The sequence below is a fragment of the Bacillus sp. FJAT-42315 genome (assembly GCF_002797375.1).
Classification (GTDB): Bacteria; Bacillota; Bacilli; order Bacillales; family Domibacillaceae; genus Bacillus_CE.
Genome location: NZ_KZ454941.1, coordinates 1530854 through 1549062, shown reverse-complemented (window position 1 = coordinate 1549062; position 18209 = coordinate 1530854). Strand labels below are relative to the sequence as shown.

The 18209-nt window shown below is 38.7% G+C and carries 24 protein-coding genes; 4 read left to right on the top strand and 20 right to left on the bottom strand.

Annotated elements, in window-relative coordinates; all coding sequences use genetic code 11:
- Positions 1-13 precede the first annotated feature (13 nt).
- The 9 genes from CEF22_RS07445 to CEF22_RS07405 all read right to left on the bottom strand — a co-directional run bounded on the left by CEF22_RS07445 (position 14) and on the right by CEF22_RS07405 (position 5044).
- A complete protein-coding gene (locus CEF22_RS07445) occupies positions 14-544 on the bottom strand; it encodes a shikimate kinase (RefSeq protein WP_100402356.1) in 531 nt (176 codons plus the stop codon).
- A gap of 48 nt (positions 545-592) precedes the next feature.
- Positions 593-973, bottom strand: coding sequence for a hypothetical protein (locus tag CEF22_RS07440; protein WP_100402355.1), 381 nt, complete (start codon positions 971-973; stop codon positions 593-595).
- A complete protein-coding gene (comGF, locus tag CEF22_RS07435; RefSeq protein ID WP_198508040.1) occupies positions 970-1428 on the bottom strand; it encodes a competence type IV pilus minor pilin ComGF in 459 nt (152 codons plus the stop codon). The genes CEF22_RS07440 and comGF overlap by 4 nt, the downstream gene beginning before the upstream one ends.
- The gene (locus CEF22_RS07430; protein ID WP_100402353.1) at positions 1388-1690 is read right to left on the bottom strand and encodes a hypothetical protein; all 303 of its coding nucleotides are present in this window, start codon (positions 1688-1690) and stop codon (positions 1388-1390) included. Before CEF22_RS07430 ends, comGF begins: the two co-directional genes overlap by 41 nt.
- Positions 1674-2135 (bottom strand): competence type IV pilus minor pilin ComGD, encoded by a 462-nt coding sequence (gene comGD / locus CEF22_RS07425; protein ID WP_100402352.1) that lies wholly within the window; start codon positions 2133-2135, stop codon positions 1674-1676. The genes CEF22_RS07430 and comGD overlap by 17 nt, the downstream gene beginning before the upstream one ends.
- Complete coding sequence (comGC, locus tag CEF22_RS07420; RefSeq protein WP_100402351.1) at positions 2125-2442, bottom strand: competence type IV pilus major pilin ComGC; 318 nt, start codon at positions 2440-2442, stop codon at positions 2125-2127. Before comGC ends, comGD begins: the two co-directional genes overlap by 11 nt.
- 15 nt (positions 2443-2457) lie before the next feature.
- The gene (comGB, locus tag CEF22_RS07415) at positions 2458-3525 is read right to left on the bottom strand and encodes a competence type IV pilus assembly protein ComGB (RefSeq protein ID WP_100402350.1); all 1068 of its coding nucleotides are present in this window, start codon (positions 3523-3525) and stop codon (positions 2458-2460) included.
- The gene (gene comGA, locus CEF22_RS07410) at positions 3464-4537 is read right to left on the bottom strand and encodes a competence type IV pilus ATPase ComGA (RefSeq protein ID WP_100402349.1); all 1074 of its coding nucleotides are present in this window, start codon (positions 4535-4537) and stop codon (positions 3464-3466) included. Before comGA ends, comGB begins: the two co-directional genes overlap by 62 nt.
- A 123-nt stretch (positions 4538-4660) precedes the next feature.
- On the bottom strand, positions 4661-5044 hold the full coding sequence (locus CEF22_RS07405) for a Spx/MgsR family RNA polymerase-binding regulatory protein (RefSeq protein WP_095479516.1): 384 nt from the start codon (positions 5042-5044) through the stop codon (positions 4661-4663).
- Positions 5045-5250: 206 nt separating this feature from the next.
- Between CEF22_RS07405 and CEF22_RS07400 the strand changes: the two genes are divergently transcribed.
- Together CEF22_RS07400 and CEF22_RS07395 are read left to right on the top strand one after the other, a co-directional pair.
- Positions 5251-5940: a helix-turn-helix transcriptional regulator gene (locus CEF22_RS07400; protein WP_100402348.1), complete on the top strand. Its 690-nt coding sequence runs from the start codon at positions 5251-5253 to the stop codon at positions 5938-5940.
- Positions 5941-6022: 82 nt separating this feature from the next.
- A complete protein-coding gene (locus CEF22_RS07395; protein ID WP_094834092.1) occupies positions 6023-6265 on the top strand; it encodes a DUF2626 domain-containing protein in 243 nt (80 codons plus the stop codon).
- Positions 6266-6311: 46 nt separating this feature from the next.
- On the opposite strand, the gene CEF22_RS07390 is transcribed toward CEF22_RS07395, so the two are convergent.
- Positions 6312-6944, bottom strand: coding sequence for an MBL fold metallo-hydrolase (locus tag CEF22_RS07390; protein WP_100402347.1), 633 nt, complete (start codon positions 6942-6944; stop codon positions 6312-6314).
- A gap of 188 nt (positions 6945-7132) precedes the next feature.
- Here CEF22_RS07390 and CEF22_RS07385 point away from each other — a divergent pair, with 188 nt between their 5' ends.
- Positions 7133-7309, top strand: coding sequence for a DUF2759 domain-containing protein (locus tag CEF22_RS07385; protein ID WP_095479513.1), 177 nt, complete (start codon positions 7133-7135; stop codon positions 7307-7309).
- Positions 7310-7414: 105 nt separating this feature from the next.
- Here the strand turns inward: CEF22_RS07385 and CEF22_RS07380 are convergent, their stop codons facing one another.
- The 10 genes from CEF22_RS07380 to CEF22_RS07335 all read right to left on the bottom strand — a co-directional run bounded on the left by CEF22_RS07380 (position 7415) and on the right by CEF22_RS07335 (position 17689).
- Positions 7415-8299, bottom strand: coding sequence for a M14 family metallopeptidase (locus CEF22_RS07380; protein ID WP_100402346.1), 885 nt, complete (start codon positions 8297-8299; stop codon positions 7415-7417).
- A gap of 113 nt (positions 8300-8412) precedes the next feature.
- A complete protein-coding gene (locus CEF22_RS07375; RefSeq protein WP_100402345.1) occupies positions 8413-10287 on the bottom strand; it encodes an LTA synthase family protein in 1875 nt (624 codons plus the stop codon).
- A gap of 221 nt (positions 10288-10508) precedes the next feature.
- A complete protein-coding gene (locus CEF22_RS07370; RefSeq protein ID WP_100402344.1) occupies positions 10509-11471 on the bottom strand; it encodes an ROK family glucokinase in 963 nt (320 codons plus the stop codon).
- A 5-nt stretch (positions 11472-11476) separates the two neighbouring features.
- Entirely contained in the window at positions 11477-11686 is a 210-nt protein-coding gene (locus CEF22_RS07365; RefSeq protein WP_094834086.1) for a YqgQ family protein, read from the bottom strand.
- A gap of 36 nt (positions 11687-11722) precedes the next feature.
- Positions 11723-12820, bottom strand: coding sequence for a rhomboid family intramembrane serine protease (locus tag CEF22_RS07360; protein ID WP_157843193.1), 1098 nt, complete (start codon positions 12818-12820; stop codon positions 11723-11725).
- A 162-nt stretch (positions 12821-12982) separates the two neighbouring features.
- A complete protein-coding gene (locus CEF22_RS07355) occupies positions 12983-13552 on the bottom strand; it encodes a 5-formyltetrahydrofolate cyclo-ligase (RefSeq protein WP_198508039.1) in 570 nt (189 codons plus the stop codon).
- A 60-nt stretch (positions 13553-13612) separates the two neighbouring features.
- Positions 13613-13762, bottom strand: coding sequence for a 50S ribosomal protein L33 (rpmG, locus tag CEF22_RS07350; RefSeq protein ID WP_094834085.1), 150 nt, complete (start codon positions 13760-13762; stop codon positions 13613-13615).
- Positions 13763-13855: 93 nt separating this feature from the next.
- On the bottom strand, positions 13856-14713 hold the full coding sequence (locus CEF22_RS07345) for a nucleotidyltransferase family protein (protein WP_100402342.1): 858 nt from the start codon (positions 14711-14713) through the stop codon (positions 13856-13858).
- Positions 14710-17022, bottom strand: a complete 2313-nt coding sequence (locus tag CEF22_RS07340) for a glycosyltransferase (protein ID WP_198508038.1) — start codon at positions 17020-17022, stop codon at positions 14710-14712. The genes CEF22_RS07345 and CEF22_RS07340 overlap by 4 nt, the downstream gene beginning before the upstream one ends.
- Positions 17015-17689 (bottom strand): DUF4912 domain-containing protein, encoded by a 675-nt coding sequence (locus CEF22_RS07335; RefSeq protein ID WP_157843192.1) that lies wholly within the window; start codon positions 17687-17689, stop codon positions 17015-17017. Before CEF22_RS07335 ends, CEF22_RS07340 begins: the two co-directional genes overlap by 8 nt.
- Positions 17690-17842: 153 nt before the next feature.
- On the opposite strand from CEF22_RS07335, the gene CEF22_RS07330 reads away from it, so the two are divergent.
- Positions 17843-18208, top strand: coding sequence for a hypothetical protein (locus tag CEF22_RS07330; RefSeq protein WP_100402339.1), 366 nt, complete (start codon positions 17843-17845; stop codon positions 18206-18208).
- The last annotated feature ends 1 nt before the right edge of the window (position 18209 follow it).

The window sequence follows — 18209 nt, the reverse complement described above, 5'->3', positions numbered from 1 at the left end:
ACAACACCTCCTATTAGACGGTGTTAGTTTCTCCGTTTTCTTCGAGTTTTAAACGTTGAATCACTTCTTCCGCTACTTGCTCGGCTGTTTGATCAGTCGTATGAATAATCAAGTTTGCCGCTTCCCTATACAGCGGCAATCGGCTTTCATATAACTCTTGAATGCGGGCTTGTTCTTGATTTTGAATGAGCGGTCGACTCGTATCGCCTTTCAACCGATCGAATATGACGGCTAAATCTACTTCTAAAAAAATGACAACCCCATGTTTTTTCATGAGCTGACGGTTTTGTTCTTTCATAATAATACCGCCGCCAGTTGTAACGATTTTCTGCTCATTTGTACAGAACTGTTGAAGAGCCGCTGTTTCCGCTTCTCGAAAATACGCTTCTCCTTTATCGCCAAAAATCTCAGAAATAGCTGCTCCTTCTCGTTGTTCAATATAAACATCTGTATCAATGACGGGAATTTGTAACTGATTGGCTAATAATTGACCAATGGTTGTTTTACCAGCTCCCATGAATCCCGTAATAAAAATCGTCGTCATCTCGTATCTCCCCCTACTAATATTTTTATTATATCGACTGTGTGGTCGTTAATCTATACGTTTAACAATTTGTTTGGTCGTTTGATCATAAATCACCTTTGAATAAAAATGAGAACCCTCTTTCTTCGTTCTCAAATGAATCACATATTGATCTTGACCTACTTCTGGAGAAGCCGAATAACTGACCTCTCCCTTATTCGTGACAAACACCCCTGACATCGCCACTCCTTCATCAAGCTGGGGACCCAAATACTGCAGAGTCAACAGTTCCACTACTTTTGTTTCATAGTATTCTGTTAAATTCATTGCTGTTTTTTGCTTACTTACGAAAATCTCCACACCTAAAACTGCCGTTGATGAAACAACGATAAAAAGTACTAACACATAAGGAAACAACACACCACGTTCATTGAAAATCAATCTTTTCATAACGGCTCCTCAAGCAACGAGTAAAATTGCGCCTGTTCCTCTTCTCCATTAGTAAAGACCACTTTAGCACACAGCGTTTCGTTCGCCCAATAAAATTGGATCGATTCAACCTCTTTCAGCATTATTTCATGCCCCATGCCATTGATCCGCCTCCTTACACTTTGTTGATATTGTTCAATGGAGATCTTCTGTCCTGCCTGATGATAAAAAAGCTTATCATTAGCTGGCGTCCATGATTGAGCATTATACATTTCTTTTCGTAGCTGAATAACAAATAGTTCCCACTCTGACTTTCTCCCAGGTTCTAGTTGCTCATTGACATGGTATACTGTTCCATAAATCATCGGAAACAGGGCTGCGAGCATCATAAATACCATAAGGATCAGCAAGGATTCCACTAGAGTAAAGCCTTTATTACTGCTGAATACAAAATCTCTTCCCAGACACTTCCACACACGCAGCCGCTTTAACTTCCCATGATATGTGATATTCTTCACCCTCTTCTATATAAACATGAGTAAAACTCGTCCCCTCATGAAGGCGTTTTTCTCCCTCTTCAAATAGCACTCTCATCGCTTTTTCTCTTTCCCACAACGCTTTTGACTGACCAATCATTTGCAAAAGCAAAGGCAAAATCAACATCGTCAAGATCAGCACAGCCGAAAGTGACAGCAAGCTCTCGGCTAAAGAAAAACCTTTTTCATTGTTCCTCCACATAAAATCTCCCCTTGCCAATTTGAAACACAACTTTTATATATCGATCTTTATATTTAAAAAGCATCGTACCAAAACGATTCGTATGACCATTGGGCAAAAACCAAATCTCTTGTAAAGACCCTTCCATATGTTGAATAGAATCGGGCAACTCTCTTTGAGCCAACATCTCAGAAGGAACGTTCACTGTTTTTATCCGGTAGGAATCTATTGTCATCAAAAATTGAATATTTACAATCTCTTGTTTTGATATCGCATAAGATTGAGCAAGATAAAGGTCCGCCTGCAGTTGATCCATAAATTTCTCTTTCTCCATATTGTCTAACATTTTCGGAAAGGGAATCATCGCCGCTGACAAAATGATAAGAAAGACGGATAGAACTATCAACATCTCTAACATAGAAACACCTTGTTGATTACGAATATGCTCCATCCTCTTAATTAGCAACGGTTACTTCTCCATCCGCACTAATCGTTAACTCTTTTCCATTTGGACATTTAGTTTCATTCTCTTTTAAATATCCCTTATCCACCATATCTTGAACCGTGGAAGGATATGTACTTTCCTCGATCCGAAACGCCTGCACTTGTCCTTCTACCATACGTTTAAAAGCACTACAGCCTTTATCATTAATATTTTTACTTTGCTTAGCGACGTTAGGAATAGCGATAAACAACAGCACAGAAATCACTAACAATACAATCATCATTTCAATTAGTGTGAAGCCTTGATTATTCTTGAGAATTTTTCTCATTGTGTTCCCTCCCATTTATACAGATCCGACCATTTGAAACATTGGCAACATGACGGATAAATAGATTGCGACAACGACGATACCCACAAATAGAAAAATAGATGGTTGCAAGATGGCTAGCATTTTCTTTACTCTTTTTTCAATTACGACTTCACAAAACTCACTAAAAATAAATAGCTCTTCCGCTAGTCGACCGTTCGCTTCTCCATGACGAAGAAGCTTCGCTAATTGTTTTTCAAAACAAGCAATTTGTTCAGCTGCTTCTGAAAATGAATGACCGAGTAATAAAGTGGCATTCATCTCAGCAGCAATATACTTTAAGATCGGATGCATCGTTTGCTGTTGTAAAATGAGCAACACTTCATTCACAGCAAAACCGCTTTTCAACAAATAAGATACTTCCTTGGAAAACAAACGGGTAAAAAACAATGAAAAATAAGAAGAAACAACGGGGACTTTCATTAAAAGAGAGATTCTGTTTTGTGGAGTTTGTTTTTGGTAATAGAGAAAGAGCATCGTAAAAGTGATAAAAAATAGGAAGGTAATCGTCATAATCAACGGGGGAGCCACTTGCAAAAATGCAATTAACGCAAATGTTCCTCCTTGTGGGGTAAAGCCAAGCGCAGCATAAAGCTCTTCAAAGTGAGGCATTAAAAAATGATTTAATAGAAACAACAACATAAATAACAGAAAAAGTAGAAACAATGGATATTGAAGTAATTTTGTCAATTTTTCTTTCGCTTCCTCTGTTTTTTTCCATTGGTCTCCGGCATACTTTAATGTAGCGGGAAGATGTCCGTGTTTTTCAGCAAAAAATACTTGTAGGCAAATCGTTGAGGGAAATTGAAGCAGTTGAAGAATTTCATTCAATGGGGTGCCGGCATTTAATTCTGATCGAATTAAACGGATGGATTCATGATGATTTCGATCGAAGTTCAATAATAAAAATTCCAAGGCACTACCGATGGTAAAGCCTTGCTGAAGCATTTCCCCGAGACGAAAAATAAACTCACCTTGGTACTTAGTCGCCTTCCTCTTCTTCAAATACCCAACGATGATATTCTTTTTGAGAGAGATATCCAAGGGCAATCCCCTTTCTTAATACATCTTTTAATAGCGGATATTGGTAATCTCCACCTTCTCCTTTCGCTTCCTTTAACACCTCTTGTAAATTGGTGCCACTTAAAATTTCATAAACTGTCGCTTGCTTGCGTCTATTTCCTGAACGACAATCTGGTGAGCAAACCGCACCGCATTGAGGACACGTTAAATTCACTAGTCGCTGAGCGGTCACCGCAACGAGCGTTTGCTGAATTTCATGCCACTTTAATCCAAACTCCAACAGACGAAACACGGCTCCTTTCGCATCCTTTGTATGCAACGTTGTCAAAACTAAATGACCCGTTAATGCCGCTCGTATCGCAATTCTAGCGGTTTCCTCATCGCGAATCTCCCCCACCATAATCACATCTGGGTCGTGACGCAAAATCGCTTTCAACCCTGTCGAATACGTGACGCCAGCTTTTTCATTCACTTGCACTTGAAGCCAGCGATCATTTTGCTTTTCCACAGGATCTTCTAACGTAATCACATTACGCTGATGCTGATTAGCACTATGTTGAATGAGCGAATAAAGAGTTGTCGTTTTGCCGCTCCCGGTCGGCCCAGTAAAAATGATTAAGCCGTGAGAATGAGATAACAACGCGAGTAATTTTTGAGCTGAGTTAGGAAATAGAGATAATTGAAACATATCAAGGACAGCTTGCTGAGGCAACAATCGAATGACGAGGCTTTCTTTCGAGAGGGCTGTAGGAAGAGTAGAAATGCGTAAAGAGACAACAAAGCCAGACAATTCTAACTGAAAAGAACCACTTTGAGGCTTTCGTTTCTCGCCAATGTCCATTGATGCCATAAACTTCACATGTGAAATTAATCGCTCTCCTTCTCGCAAGGAAAATTCGGTATGAGGAACTAACTGACCTGAGGAACGGAACTGAACGGCATAGCCGTGTTGACGAGGGATAAAGTGGATATCAGTAGAATCGAGGACTAAAGCTTCACTCAATATCTCTTCGACCACCTTTTCAACTATCATGCACAAATTTCACCACCTTTCACTTTGACTCACCAACTCATTTCGACAGCAATCTTTCAACTCCTTCTTTTTTCCCAAAAATTTTTTCACAAAAAAGAAAAGGAAGCATCGCGCCTTCCTTTTTTAACATAGCATCATCTTCATCTGTTGCTTGTTATTTGTTAAGCCTCTTAATACTTCAGGGTGATAACCCACAACAAGCTGATTGCCATCTGTTAATATCGGTCGTCTAAGCAGTTTCGGTTCTTTGATTAATAGTTTGACCACCCCTGATAACGGTAGCTCATTCACATCCACATTTAAATCTTTATAAGTTTGACTTCTCGTAGCCAATAATTCGTCTAATCCATCGGTCGTTAAGGAAAGTAAATGAATGAGCTCATCATACGTCGGAGTTTCTCTAAATAAATGTCTTTCTTGAAAAGTCACAGAGTGAGCGTTCAACCACTTTTTCGTTTTCCGGCATGAAGTGCAGCTGGGATACGTATAAAAAATAATGTCGGACATATTTATCCTCTCCTTTTGTATTCACTTTACTAATTAGATTATACAAATAATTTAAATCAATTATACAACAATTATACAAAAGTTGTACATATAATGAATAAAATTTTTACCAACTTTTTTTGATCACTAATGTATGACTTTTATCATTTCGTCTTGATTGATTGATGACTATAATGGAGATAATAAACAATATAGAGGTGTTTGAAATGGAACAAACATTAAAAATGACCGCCACGCTAGCCGATTCCACCAGATTTTCAATTTATCAGTACATGATCAAACATCAAAAAGAAGTGTCTGTGCAAGATATTGCTGAGCAATTTGATATTCATCCGAATGTCGCACGGTTGCATCTGTCTAAATTGGAGGACATCGAAATAGTCGATTCTTATTTGCATAAATCCGGAAAAGGCGGCAGACCAGGGAAGTTGTACAAGCCTTCCGACAAATCGGTCCAACTCTCTTTTCCACACAGAGATTTTCAACTGCTTGCGAATATTGCCTTATCGACCCTTGCCTCCATTGGTGAGCTAGGTATGACAGAAGCCAAAAAAGTCGCTTATTCCTTCGGTGAAAAAACGATTAGACAAAAGTTAAACGCACAAAAAGTATTATCAAATGAGGAAAAATTACAGCTGTTGCAGGAAATTTCCGCAATGACTGGATACATTCCGGAAGTGAAGGAAAAGGAGGATGGTCTGCATATTCATTTCACACTATACAACTGTCCTTTTAAAGAGGCTATAGAACAACAAAGTGAACTTACCTGTCAAATACATATTGCCTTTTTAGAGGGCGCCTTTGACAGTTTATTTGAACAATTATCATTCCAACAAACAGCCAGCATGACAGAAGGGTGTAAAGATTGCACTTACCATGTAATCGTTACAAAGTAACTGAAAGAAACGTTTACAACTGCATGATTGTTCCATTATAATAAGATATTGATGGAGAGTTGTATAAAGGAGGGGATACATAGTGGATCGGATGTTTCGTGTTTTAGCATTTTGGACAGGAATCTTTTCAGTAATGTTTTATCTTGGCCATATGAATATCACTGCTCTAATCTTCTTAGGTCAAACGGGGTTTTTCTTATTATTGAGCTATTTAAAATTAACTGAAAGAATGTATATTTATGTGTTTGCAGGATACTTAACTGTATTCTTCGCAGGGTTCACGTACTGGACTACGTTTATGGTAACTCCAGGAGCCGGGCATTAATTGATCAAAAAAACCAGCCTACTTCTCAGCGGCTGGTTTTTTTCTGTTAGAAGCCATTTAGAAAAGGATTGCTTTCCATTTCTTCTACAATGCTTGTTGCTGGTCCATGTCCAGGTAGAACAATCGTTTCTTCAGGAAGAGATAGAAGATGACGATGAATGCTAGCAATTAATTGATCATGATTTCCTTTAGGGAGATCTGTTCGTCCAATGCTCCCCCGAAAAAGAACGTCCCCTGAAAAAACCGCACGACCTTGTTCATAATAATAAGAAACACTTCCCGGAGAATGACCCGGCGTGTGAAATAATTTAAAATGAAAATTTCCAATCTTAATTTCCTCTTCATTCGTCAAAATTCGATCGGCACGGTTAGCATGAACGATTCCCATGCGGAAGAATTCCGAACCATTTAACGTAGGGTTCGTTAACCAATCTTTTTCCTCAGCGTGGAGATAGACCGGAATATTAAATGCATTTCGAACATCATCCACAGCCCCAATATGATCAAAATGAGCATGAGTTAATAAAATAGCTAACGGTGAGAGTTCATTGGCGTTTAACCATTCCACCAACCGATCTCCCTCTGCTCCTGGATCAAAAATAATACATTCATTTTCGCTATTTGAAAGTACATAGCAATTCGTCTTCAATGTCCCTAACGGCAATTGTGCCCAATTCATATTTTCAGCACACCTTTCTACTGGAATACTTTTATCGTACCAGTCATTCATGTCTATTTAAAGAACTATCATATTGCACCTCGACAAACGTTGAAAAAAAATATAAAATAATGGTGTGTATGTACTTGTTTTACATAGTTATTATAAACTCTGTAGATATTAAGTAGAACGAGAAAGGGGTTTGGGCAATGAACGGCTTAATTATTATTTTCGGTCTTGTTGCAATTCTTGCCGTATTCAGTTCATTGGGCGCTTTAAAAAACAAAAATTTGCTAGGTGTTATTTTTGGCCTTGGAACTGTTGGTGTGTTCGGATGGTTTACAATCATGACCTTCATTCATTCCGGCTATCCTGGAGGGCACTAAAACCCTAAAAAGGATGATTGGATCGCCAAAGAGCTGTCTTAATAAAGCGCTTGCTTTTTCTGATACAGGAATAGCTGACCGCTTTAGAGACAGCTCTTTTCTCGTTTATCCTAATAAAGCTGCTACACAAATACTTCTTGTTGCCTCATAAATAGTGGCTAATTGCGTGAGCGGCAACGGATTACAGCCCTTTCCGAGCTCGATTGTAAACCCCGGTTGTTCATACTCTTGAATAAACCAATCTTTAAACCCCGCATGACTATCGATGAAACGAACTGCTTCATAGCCACTAACTCTCTCAAACCGCTTAGCTAGCCGTTTCGACTCTTCTGGCTCTTTATCGTTATATCCCCAATAAAACTCTGCCCCTTGTGTATGAAAGGCAAGAAGACGGTCAAATTGCTCTCTTATTTGCAGTTCAGCCATGACAATAGCTTCTGGTTCACTTAGCGGGCGATCTCCTGGATAATCGCGTGGGGCGGGCGATTTAGGTAATTTTCTTTCTTTTTCAATTTCCCAACCGACGGGATACTGATTATTTAAATCTACTCCACGAATATTCGCTTTCCATCCTGAAAATTGTGTAGACCCACTATTGATCGCTAACACCTGTTTTTCATTTCTTGTTGAAGGCCCGTTAATCACCAACTCCACTCCATCAGGGTTAACCATAGGAACAATTGACAAACTATTTTCACTAAATAAAAACGGAGACGAGACCCCTTCTATATCATCGCCTTTTGCAATCGCTGCTGCATATTCTTTAACAAAGGAAAGTAATGCAGAAGAAGTAATCCATTCATTGGCATGAAATGACCCGTTAAAATGAACTTTTCTCTTTCCCTCTCCAATCTTGATTTCCCATATTGGTCGTCGCTCTACACTCTTTCCAATCTCATATACACGAATAAATGAATAATCCCCCTTTAATTTACTGATATCTGTTAATAGCTGCTGAAAATCATAAGGCCGAAAGCATAAAAAAGACATAAAATCCCCCCTTATAAAAAACCTAATCTTCTTAATATATGCAGCATAACCTGTCCACTTTTTCAAACACAAAAAAAGAAAAGCTCACCATAATAGGCAAGCTTTCCTTCGCATTATTGAGCAGGTTTCTTAGCAGAATTCGGATCATAGAAACGAAGCAAATCGCCATAAATAATCCGATCTGAATAATTCAGTTCCGTTGAAGCCTTATCCATAGCTGGTTCGCAATATTTTTTCTCTGTTGGTTGTTCCGTCGTTTTATCCCAACATTTATTATCTGCATACACGTAATCTTTCGTAACAAAGCGTCCATCACGGAAGACGGCTAAATTTTCATGATCAGGAGACAACAAATCTTGTCCAAGTTGCAAATCATCTTTTGTATTAATGCCAAGTAAATGAAGCAATGTCGGTCGAACATCAACTTGACCTCCAACGCTGTCAATCACTCTTCCTTTAACACCTGGTACATGAATCATAAATGGAACTTTTTGCAACTGAGTAGAAACAAATGGTGTCACTTCTTTACCTAAGTATTCACTCATCGCTTCATCATGGTTCTCGGAAATACCGTAGTGATCTCCATAAAGGACAATCACTGAGTTTTCGTACAATCCTGATGCTTTCAGTTGCTCAACAAAACGTTTTAACGATTCATCTGTATAACGAACCGTCACAAAATAACGATTCACTGTTCCATCTTTAGATGTAAATTCATCAATGAACTTATCTTCCTCATCATAATAAAACGGATGATGATTCGTTAACGTAATCATTTTCGAATAGAAAGGTTGTGACATTTCTTTCATATGCTCAACCGATTGTTCAAAGAACGGAATATCCTTCATACCCCAGTTTACGCTGTTGTCTTCATTGACATCATAATCTCCTAATTCATAAAAGCGCTCATAACCTAGAGATTTGTACATGATATCCCGATTCCAGAAACTTTTATTATTGGCATGCATCGCGTTTGTGTAATATCCATTTTCACTTAACTTTTGAGCCATCGAGTTGTATTTGTTTCCTGAATGAGTGAAGAACACCGCACCACGGCTCAATGGGTACAAGGAGTTTTCCACTAGAAATTCACCATCAGATGTTTTTCCTTGTCCAGTTTGGTGATAGAAATTATTAAAATATAAGCTTTCTTTAGCAAACTGGTTCATGAACGGAGTAATTTCTTGACCATTCACTGTATTATTCATGACAAACTCTTGCGTGGATTCTACCGATACAAGAATCACATTCTTTCCTTTAGCCACACCAAACAAGTCATCATTCGGCTTAGCATAATTCGCATCGGAATAGTTTTCAATATCCGCTAGTTCACTACCATCAGCAAGCGCACGCTGAGCCGATGATTTTGACTGCAACATCACATCGTAAATATGATAATTAAATGTCCCGATATTTTTAACAAGCATTTCTCTATCAAATGTTCTTGTTAAAAGCTGTGGACGTTCAATTTCAGACAAACCTAAGTTTAAAAATAACATCGCTAACGCCGTTAAAAAGAAGGCGCGTCGATTCGTCTTTGTCATCGAACGAAATGCAATAAATTTCGGTTTCACTTTTAAAATGACCGCTAACACAATTAAGTCTGCAAAGTAGAAAATATCGTACCATTTAAACTCTTCCGTTACACTGTTGCCAAGGTCAGCAAAGTTGCTCGTTTGGAACAATAACGGCAACGTAATAAAGTCATTAAAAAAGCGATAGAATACTACATTCGCATAAAGTAAGATTGTTAAGAACAAGCTCGTAATCATTACATAACGATTTCTCGCCTTATCGCTTTTAAACAATAAACTTACTCCAAGCGCGAGCATAATAAAGCTCAATGGGTTAATAAATAAAATAATCTCTTGTAAAGTGTTTTCAATATCCATATGGAAGCTTGTTTTATAAGTAAAATACGTCTTCAACCACAAGAACAAAACAGCAACAGCAATTAACGTGACATTGTTGCGTAAGGTTCCTTTCATTAAATACCCTCCTTAGTACAGCCCTCACAGCTTACACTACTTGCTTTATTTAGCAATTGTAAAAACATCATAGATAATCTTAATACTTTTTTTACAAAAAAGCAAACAAGATAAAACAGAGATTTTGTAGAATAGTAGTTTACGCTATAAAAAACAAAGATAAAAAAACTCTATTCACAGGAAAATAGAGTTTTTTATCTTTAAGTTTTTCGTGCCAATCTTCAAACAAGATCGTTATTTTGTTTAATTAACCAAGCCGCTCCAATAACACCTGCTTCATTCCCAAGAGTAGCCAAGTCAATACGGGTTGAATTCCGAACAGGGGTAAACGCAAACTCGTTAAATTTTCTTCTGACCGCTTGTAACAATGGCTCTCCTGCTTTGGATACTCCACCCCCGATTACAATAACATCAGGGTTTAATGTGTTACCAAGATGAGACAACGCTAATCCAAGATAGGAACTACATCGATCAACTGCAAACGTAGCAATTTCATCTCCCATCTTTGCGGCCTCAAACACATCCTTTGCGCTAAAACTTTGTTTCGTTCTTAAAAGAGACGCTTTAGATGTCGCCTCTAGCTGCTGTGAAGCTAATCGAACAACACCCGTTGCAGAAGCCACCGTTTCTAAACAGCCGCTTTTTTCACAGTTACATATAAACCCATTCTCTGTCATCACCGTCATATGACCAATTTCTCCGGCAGCTCCGTATGCTCCACGAACAATTTGGCCGTTTGCGATCACTCCACCACCGACACCTGTTCCTAGCGTGACACACACCAAGTTTTTCGCTCCACCACCAGCACCTTTCCACATTTCTCCGAGTGCTGCACAGTTGGCATCATTTTCTACCCTAACAGGAAGGCCAAGCTCTTGTTCAAGAAGGGCCTTTAAAGGATAGTCGTTTTCCCAACCTAAATTAACGGCTGTATACATTACTCCTGTTTCGGAAAAAGGGCCCGGTGCACCTACGCCTACGCCGAGAAGTTGGTCCTTTGATATCGACAACTCTAATAGTTTCTTCTTTATTTCCTGGGCAATGTTGGTGATGATTCGTTTCCCATGATCCGAAACGTCTGTCGGTACTTGCCAACTAACTACAATGTCTCCGTGCATGTTAATAAACGCTATTTTCGTCATCGTTCCGCCAAGATCAACAGCAGCAATTAATGAAGTCCTCACATCGTTCACCTGTTCTTTACTTTATCTTTTTCTTTTTGAATCTCATGTCGCAACAACAGTAACGCCATCTGAAATTCTCTTGGTTCAACGAGTTGCGACTGATTTAACTCCTTTAACTCCGCTTCCATTAACTCTAAATCAGCCACCCGATCTCCTACATAAACAAACACACCAAATCTTTTTAATAACTGTTGAACATCCCAGATTGTATTCATTGACACCAACCCTTTAAACTAAATTTTCAACATCCATTAGTTAAAACCTATATATAGGGCACTAGCCGTTAGGATGATCGTCCCTACTAGAAAACCCAGTTGTCTACCGATCCGATTCTTTTTCGGTAGCTGAAGGATACCTGTTGCTAAAAATCCGCCAATTAAACCACCGATATGACCAGCATTATCAATTCCAGGCATCGTAAATCCAAACACTAAGTTAATCAGGATGATAAAGATAATATTCATCCCCATCGTACGAACAAACTGTCTAGGATACACCGTACCAAAGTATAACAACGCGCCGAAACAACCAAATATCGCGCCGCTTGCACCAGCTGATAAAGAATCATTCATTAAAAAACTCGCCAATGTTCCCGTAAAACCCGCAAACAAATAAATCAATAAAAAGCGAAGCCGACCAAAAATCTTTTCTACCGCTGTCCCTAATAAATAAAGAGCCGCTGTATTCATCAATAAATGTAAAAAGCCTATATGTAAAAACATCGGTGTAAAAAAGCGCCACCATTCTCCTTCGAGAATCAGTGGATTAAACTTCGCACCAAAACGAATGAGATTAGCTGAATTGGTACTCCCTCCACTTAACTCCATCAAAATGAAAACAAGGACTTGTACACCAATAAATAAAAAAGAAAAAAACGGAGTAGCATAATTAAACAACTTTTGGTCTTCTTCCGTTTTCTTCACAGAATAACTCAAAACCGCTCTTTGATACGCATATCCTTCCTCATCGGAGCAGCTATCAAAAAAAGAAGGAACGATTGCCTCTTGAAACAGCCCATTCAGTTGATCTACTGTTTCCTTATGACGCTCTCGACTGAATAAAATCGATGTCACTTTTGTTTTCTGTCCTTTTGGATAATAAAACGGTTCGTTCGTATAGCGTTCGTAATCATCGATCGGGGAATGAGAAGATATGTAAATATTAACCATATTTAACTGACGCTTTCCCAATTGCTTACGAATTCCTTCACCTATCGCAGACACACGTTCAATATCTTTACGAAGACGATTCGACCAATCGACATCTGCACGGACTAATCGAATCACTTGAGCAGATTTATTCGTTATGTGCTCAAGTAGCATCTCCTGTCGATTGTCAACCATAGTCATGATTTGGTAATCTCTTTCCACAACAAAGAAATAAGCAAGTTTCCAAAAAAGATTATTTTCATTAGATCCCATCTCATCACTGCCTTTGGTTCATTTTGTTACTCTCTTACTATAACGAAAGAGAAAAGCCGCTGTAAAGCTTAGGCTATCTAGTCCCTTATTTTATTTAGAAAAACAAGTATAGATCTCTTTTTCTGTAATAAGCTGTTGGACCGGTAAATCGTATGTTTCTGTCGGAACTTCTGTTAACAATTGCTGCGAAAATAAGAGAGCGACTGTTTTACCTTCAAAATGTTCGAGAAATCGGTCAAAATATCCTCCGCCAAAGCCAAGACGATACCCTTTTTTATCAAAAGCAAGGCCGGGAACAATTAATAGATCGATCGTCTTCGCATCTACCTGATTCGTCTGAGTGGGATCAGGCTCATATAAGCCCGAATACACCATTTCAAGCTCACAAAATGAAGTCAAGTGATAGTACATCATACTCCTATCAATTGGATCGCATTTCGGAACAACGATGTTTTTCCCCTCTTCCCAACCTCTAGTAATCAAAGCCCAAGTATCCACTTCAGGCACCCGAGAAACAGTAATCGCAATTGTCTCGGCGCTTTGCCATAACGGTAATGAGCCCAATTGTCGAGCAATTTGAAAAGAGTATTGCTCATACTCAAGCTTACTCATATTTGCTAGTACTTCTTTCATGCTTTTCCGTAACAGCTGCTTATTCACCTGTAACACTCTCCCTGACTTTTTTATATAAAAAAAACAGCAGGAAAAGGATCCTGCTGCTTACTTTGTTTCACGATGGGCAGTAACACGCTTTTCTCTTGAACAATATTTTTTCAGTTCAAGACGATCAGGGTTGTTACGTTTGTTTTTCTTAGAAATATAGTTACGATCACCGCACTCAGTGCAAGCTAAAGTGATATTTACGCGCATCTTTTTCCCTCCAAACTTTACAATACATCATTTGTATCTTCTTTACGACTTTTCTATAATATCACTTTTTTTTTGTAAATGCTAGTCTGATTTTTATTGTTCTCTCGTTTTAATAGCCCATTGTCTATTATTTTTATTTGTCCAGCTAGCTGAAAGAGTATTCCTGAAATGAAAACGCTTTAAAAACTGTGTGGAATAATGAGTAATTTGAGCAACTGATGGTGTTGGAGTGGAGACTATTCCCGAAATTCCACTTTTCAATCTTTTTTCGGCTAACCAATGCTGATAAACATTTCCAATATCTTGCCAATAGGCTTCTGAGCGATACACAAAAACTCTCTCACAGTCTTTTAAAATCACAGGGAAAAGATCTTTCGCAAAATCCACTTTCCCACTAAAATGATAGCGCTCCAAAACCTCTGGTTCAATAATGTAAATGCCTGTATTCACGACATGACTAAACACTTGTTCTTTCTCCGGCTTTTCGAGGAAGGACAATAATCGCCCTTCCTCATTAGTTAAACAAATCCCGAACTCTTCCGGCCTTTCTACTTCCACAGCGACTAAAGTGAGAAGCGCTTGTTTCGACCGATGGAATCGGATCGCTTCTTCCAGTGAGATATTCGTCAATGCATCTCCACTCAAAACAACAAACGTTTCCTTAAAACGGTCTGCATGTTGAAAAAGGCTCCCTGCTGTTCCAAGCGGATCTTTCTCTTCAATATAAGTAACGTTCACACCAAAACGAGAGCCATCTCCAATATGCTGCTTAATACTTTCCTTTTTGTAACAGACGGTGAGGGTCAAATCGGTAATCCCCTGCTTTTTGAAAAGTTCTAAGTTGTATTCTAACAGAGGCTTATTTAGTAGTGGCACCATCGGCTTTGGTGACCAATCCGTTAAAGGCTTTAGCCTTTCTCCTCTACCTCCTGCTAAAATAACTCCTTTCATGCGCGCACACCTTCCATCTTTAAATTTACTATGGCCTGGTCATACACTTGCTTCGTCTGTACACTAACCTTTTCCCAATTATAAACCGTTTTCGCTAAATCATAGCCATTGATTCTCATACGTTCCGCTAACTCTCGATCCTGTAAAAGCCGTTCTAATTGTAGCTGGAGACTTTGTTGATCTCCAGGAGTAAATAGCAATCCCGTCTCTTCATGTCGTACAAACGATTTTAATCCACCTGTACTCGAAGCTATCACTGGCTTTTGAGCTGCCATCGCTTCTAAAGCAACAATACCAAACGGTTCATAAAGACTTGGAAAAACGGCTAACTCACATCCTGTAAATAGCTGCCATCTTTCTTCATCCGTCACAAACCCAATGAATTGAACAACATTCGCTAAATTCCGTTCTTCCACTTCTTTTCGAAAATGGTTCAATAATGGTCCCTTACCTGCAATGATAAACTGAATATTGCGCTTTTTCAATATCTTATCAGCTACTTCAATTAATAAATGAAAGCCTTTTTCCTTTACCATTCGCCCAATGGAAAAAACGTAAGGAGATTGGCTTGCCCTCATCACCATGCCTTTTGGCTCACTTACAAACACGCCATTAGGGATGATGAATATTGGTTTAGACATCTCTAAATAATATGTTTGAACCTCTTCTTTCATCGGCTGACTACAAACAATTAAACAATCAGATTGATTAAATAACTGCTTTTCTATTCCACTAATTTCCAATTGCATATTAGTAAAGTCTCCTTGATTACGACCATATTCTGTCGCGTGAACGGTCGTCACTAAAGGGAGCCGAAAATAATCTTTACAAGCAAGAGCCGCGTGGCTGACAAGCCAATCGTGAGCATGAAGTAGTTGGATTCTTTTTTCTCCAATTAACTCCACTGCCTTCCGAAACATGCACGCATTTAAGTCAGCTACCCATTTTAAAAAATCGGATTCACCACCATGCAATGGCCCAGTACGAAAAACATGAACCCCTTCGTGACATTCATAATGAGGCGCATCTGGAGTGGCAGCCGTAATCACATAAATATCAAGGCCTTGTTTCACAAGCGAAACCGACAAGTCATGTACATGTCGAGATAAGCCTCCAACTATTCTAGGGGGATACTCCCAAGTAAATAAGAGTACTCCCTTTTTCTCTACTGTTAAATGATGACTTTCATCTATTTTTGTTTGAAAAGGCTCGCTTGTTTCCAACAACAAGCGCTCATATCGCTGTTGGATAAAATCATAATCACAAAGATCCTGACAAATTCCTTCATATATATAGTCAAATGCATGATAGTAGTTGGTAAGTTCCTCCTCACAAGCCTCGTGAGCAATTGCATATAAATAATACACCCACTCTTGTATAAGCGCTTGTAGCAAAAATTTTTCATCTTGAGGCAAACGTTTCTCTACTCTAGCAATCTTTCGTTCCATTTCAGAAGCTAGCATGAAACGCTCGATTGCATGATCATTCAACAAAGGGCGTTGATTAACATGTAAATAGCTAAATGGAACATGAACGAGTTTTTCTTCAGCTACACTCTCTTCTAAACATCCTGGTTGTGTATGTTTCAATAACTTGCGAAGGAAAGCAAGGGGAGACTGTGGCAATGAAAGGTAGACCGGTATTTTCCCTATTTCCCATGGGCTCTCACAGTCAATAGCACGAATCGGTTGAACTTCAACTCCGTAGGCAGTCGTATACATATATTTCTCCGCTCCCTCCATTTGAGGAAGGGCTTCATCATCAAGAAATATGTACGTGATCCCAAATTGTTTTAACAACAAATCCATTCCTGAAGTATATGCACATTGAGGTAGCCATAGACCATTGGGTGTGCATTGAAAACAGGCTTGCCAAATTTGAATAGTTTGCTGTAACTGATAGCGGATCGCCTCTGGAGTTTGCAAAAACGTTAAAGGAAAATTACTCATCGTTGTCGGATAGACTGTTAAACGGCCACATTTCATATAATAGTTAAATGCTTCTAACAATTCGCCACGCCACTCTATCCAATGCTCAAATAATAATGAGGCCTCTTCATCATCCACACGAGAAAAATAATGCTCTACAGCTGATTTAAAGCTAGATGTTTGAAACCATTTGATCATTAGCGGATTAAAAACAACGCTAATATGTGCATCGACAGGTAGCTTTTTCAATAAATCTACTAATCCTAAATACTCTTCAAGCACTTCTTGAAGATAGAGCAACGTTCCTTCTTGATTGAATAAAAGGAACGGACGAAAAGGGACGGACGGCTGTAAAATAACAAGAGGTCTTTGTTCACTCATGCTCTTCCTCCAATGAACGTTCATAATAGGAATACGTGCTTATATGCTCTACCCAAAGCGGTTGTGCCAATTCATCATTTCGGTAGCTTTCTAGTGTTGAGTACAGCGTCCATTGCTGATTAGCCTGTTCATAAGGGGTGTGGATCGGATTTGAGCGAAGAAGCGGAAAGAAATCTTGGTGTTGGGTCAACCATCCAATCTCACATACATAGGAACGATTTCTTTGCAGACCTTTCACAAACCAATAATTGCTGTTTGTCGGCACTTTAAAGCTATACATATGGTGAGCATTGTTTCCATTGAACATAATGTCTGATACATCGTACAGTCTTAAGTCATAAGCTGATTGATTCATAGATAGTTGAAAAATATTCTGGATCGCTTGGATATACCACTCCTCCAAGGTCCATTGACAAACGAATCGGTTAGGTGAAGTAAGCATAAGAGCGAGGCTCCCAGCTGTAAAACCTTCTATCTTTTCATCTTTAGATGAGAACAGAAAAGGCTCTTCCTCTAACGGAGCTTTTTGTTTTTGGAACTTTTCCCATTGATAACGAACCTTGCCAACAGAAATCCCTAATATATCAGCAATACTTTGTATCGATTTCCCTTCATTTTTTAACCTAATAATTTCCGCTTGCAACATTCTCACCCTATTCAGCATCATTTTCATTCTTCTTCTCATCGTAACATTGTCCGATAGGATCGACAATGTACACTATTGTCGCAATATGACTATTTTTACCTAATGAAGCTAGTAGAAACTAACTAAATATGATATAAATAACATGAGCAATCAAACATTGAGGTGACGATATAAATGGACGGATTAATAATCGGTCTTGCTGCTGCTGCAATCGGCTTTTTCCTTCTCTCCCTTTTTCAAAAAGATCGCTATAAACAGCTTTCTAAAGAGATGGAAGAGCTTTCTATGCAGCAATTGCAAGAAAACTATCAACTAAAACAAAAAATAAAAATATTAGAAGAGGAGCTTTTTTTAGATGACTCTCTCAAATTAAATCCAGACATGTATACTGAACAAACAAATATTAGTGCCATCATAAAAAATCAAGTGATTGCCTTGTATTATCAAGGAGTTAGTATCGACGCTATTGCCAGACAATCGTCTCTGTCGACAAAACAGGTCCAACAACTACTGAAACCGTATATGAACCAAAAGGAGTGAC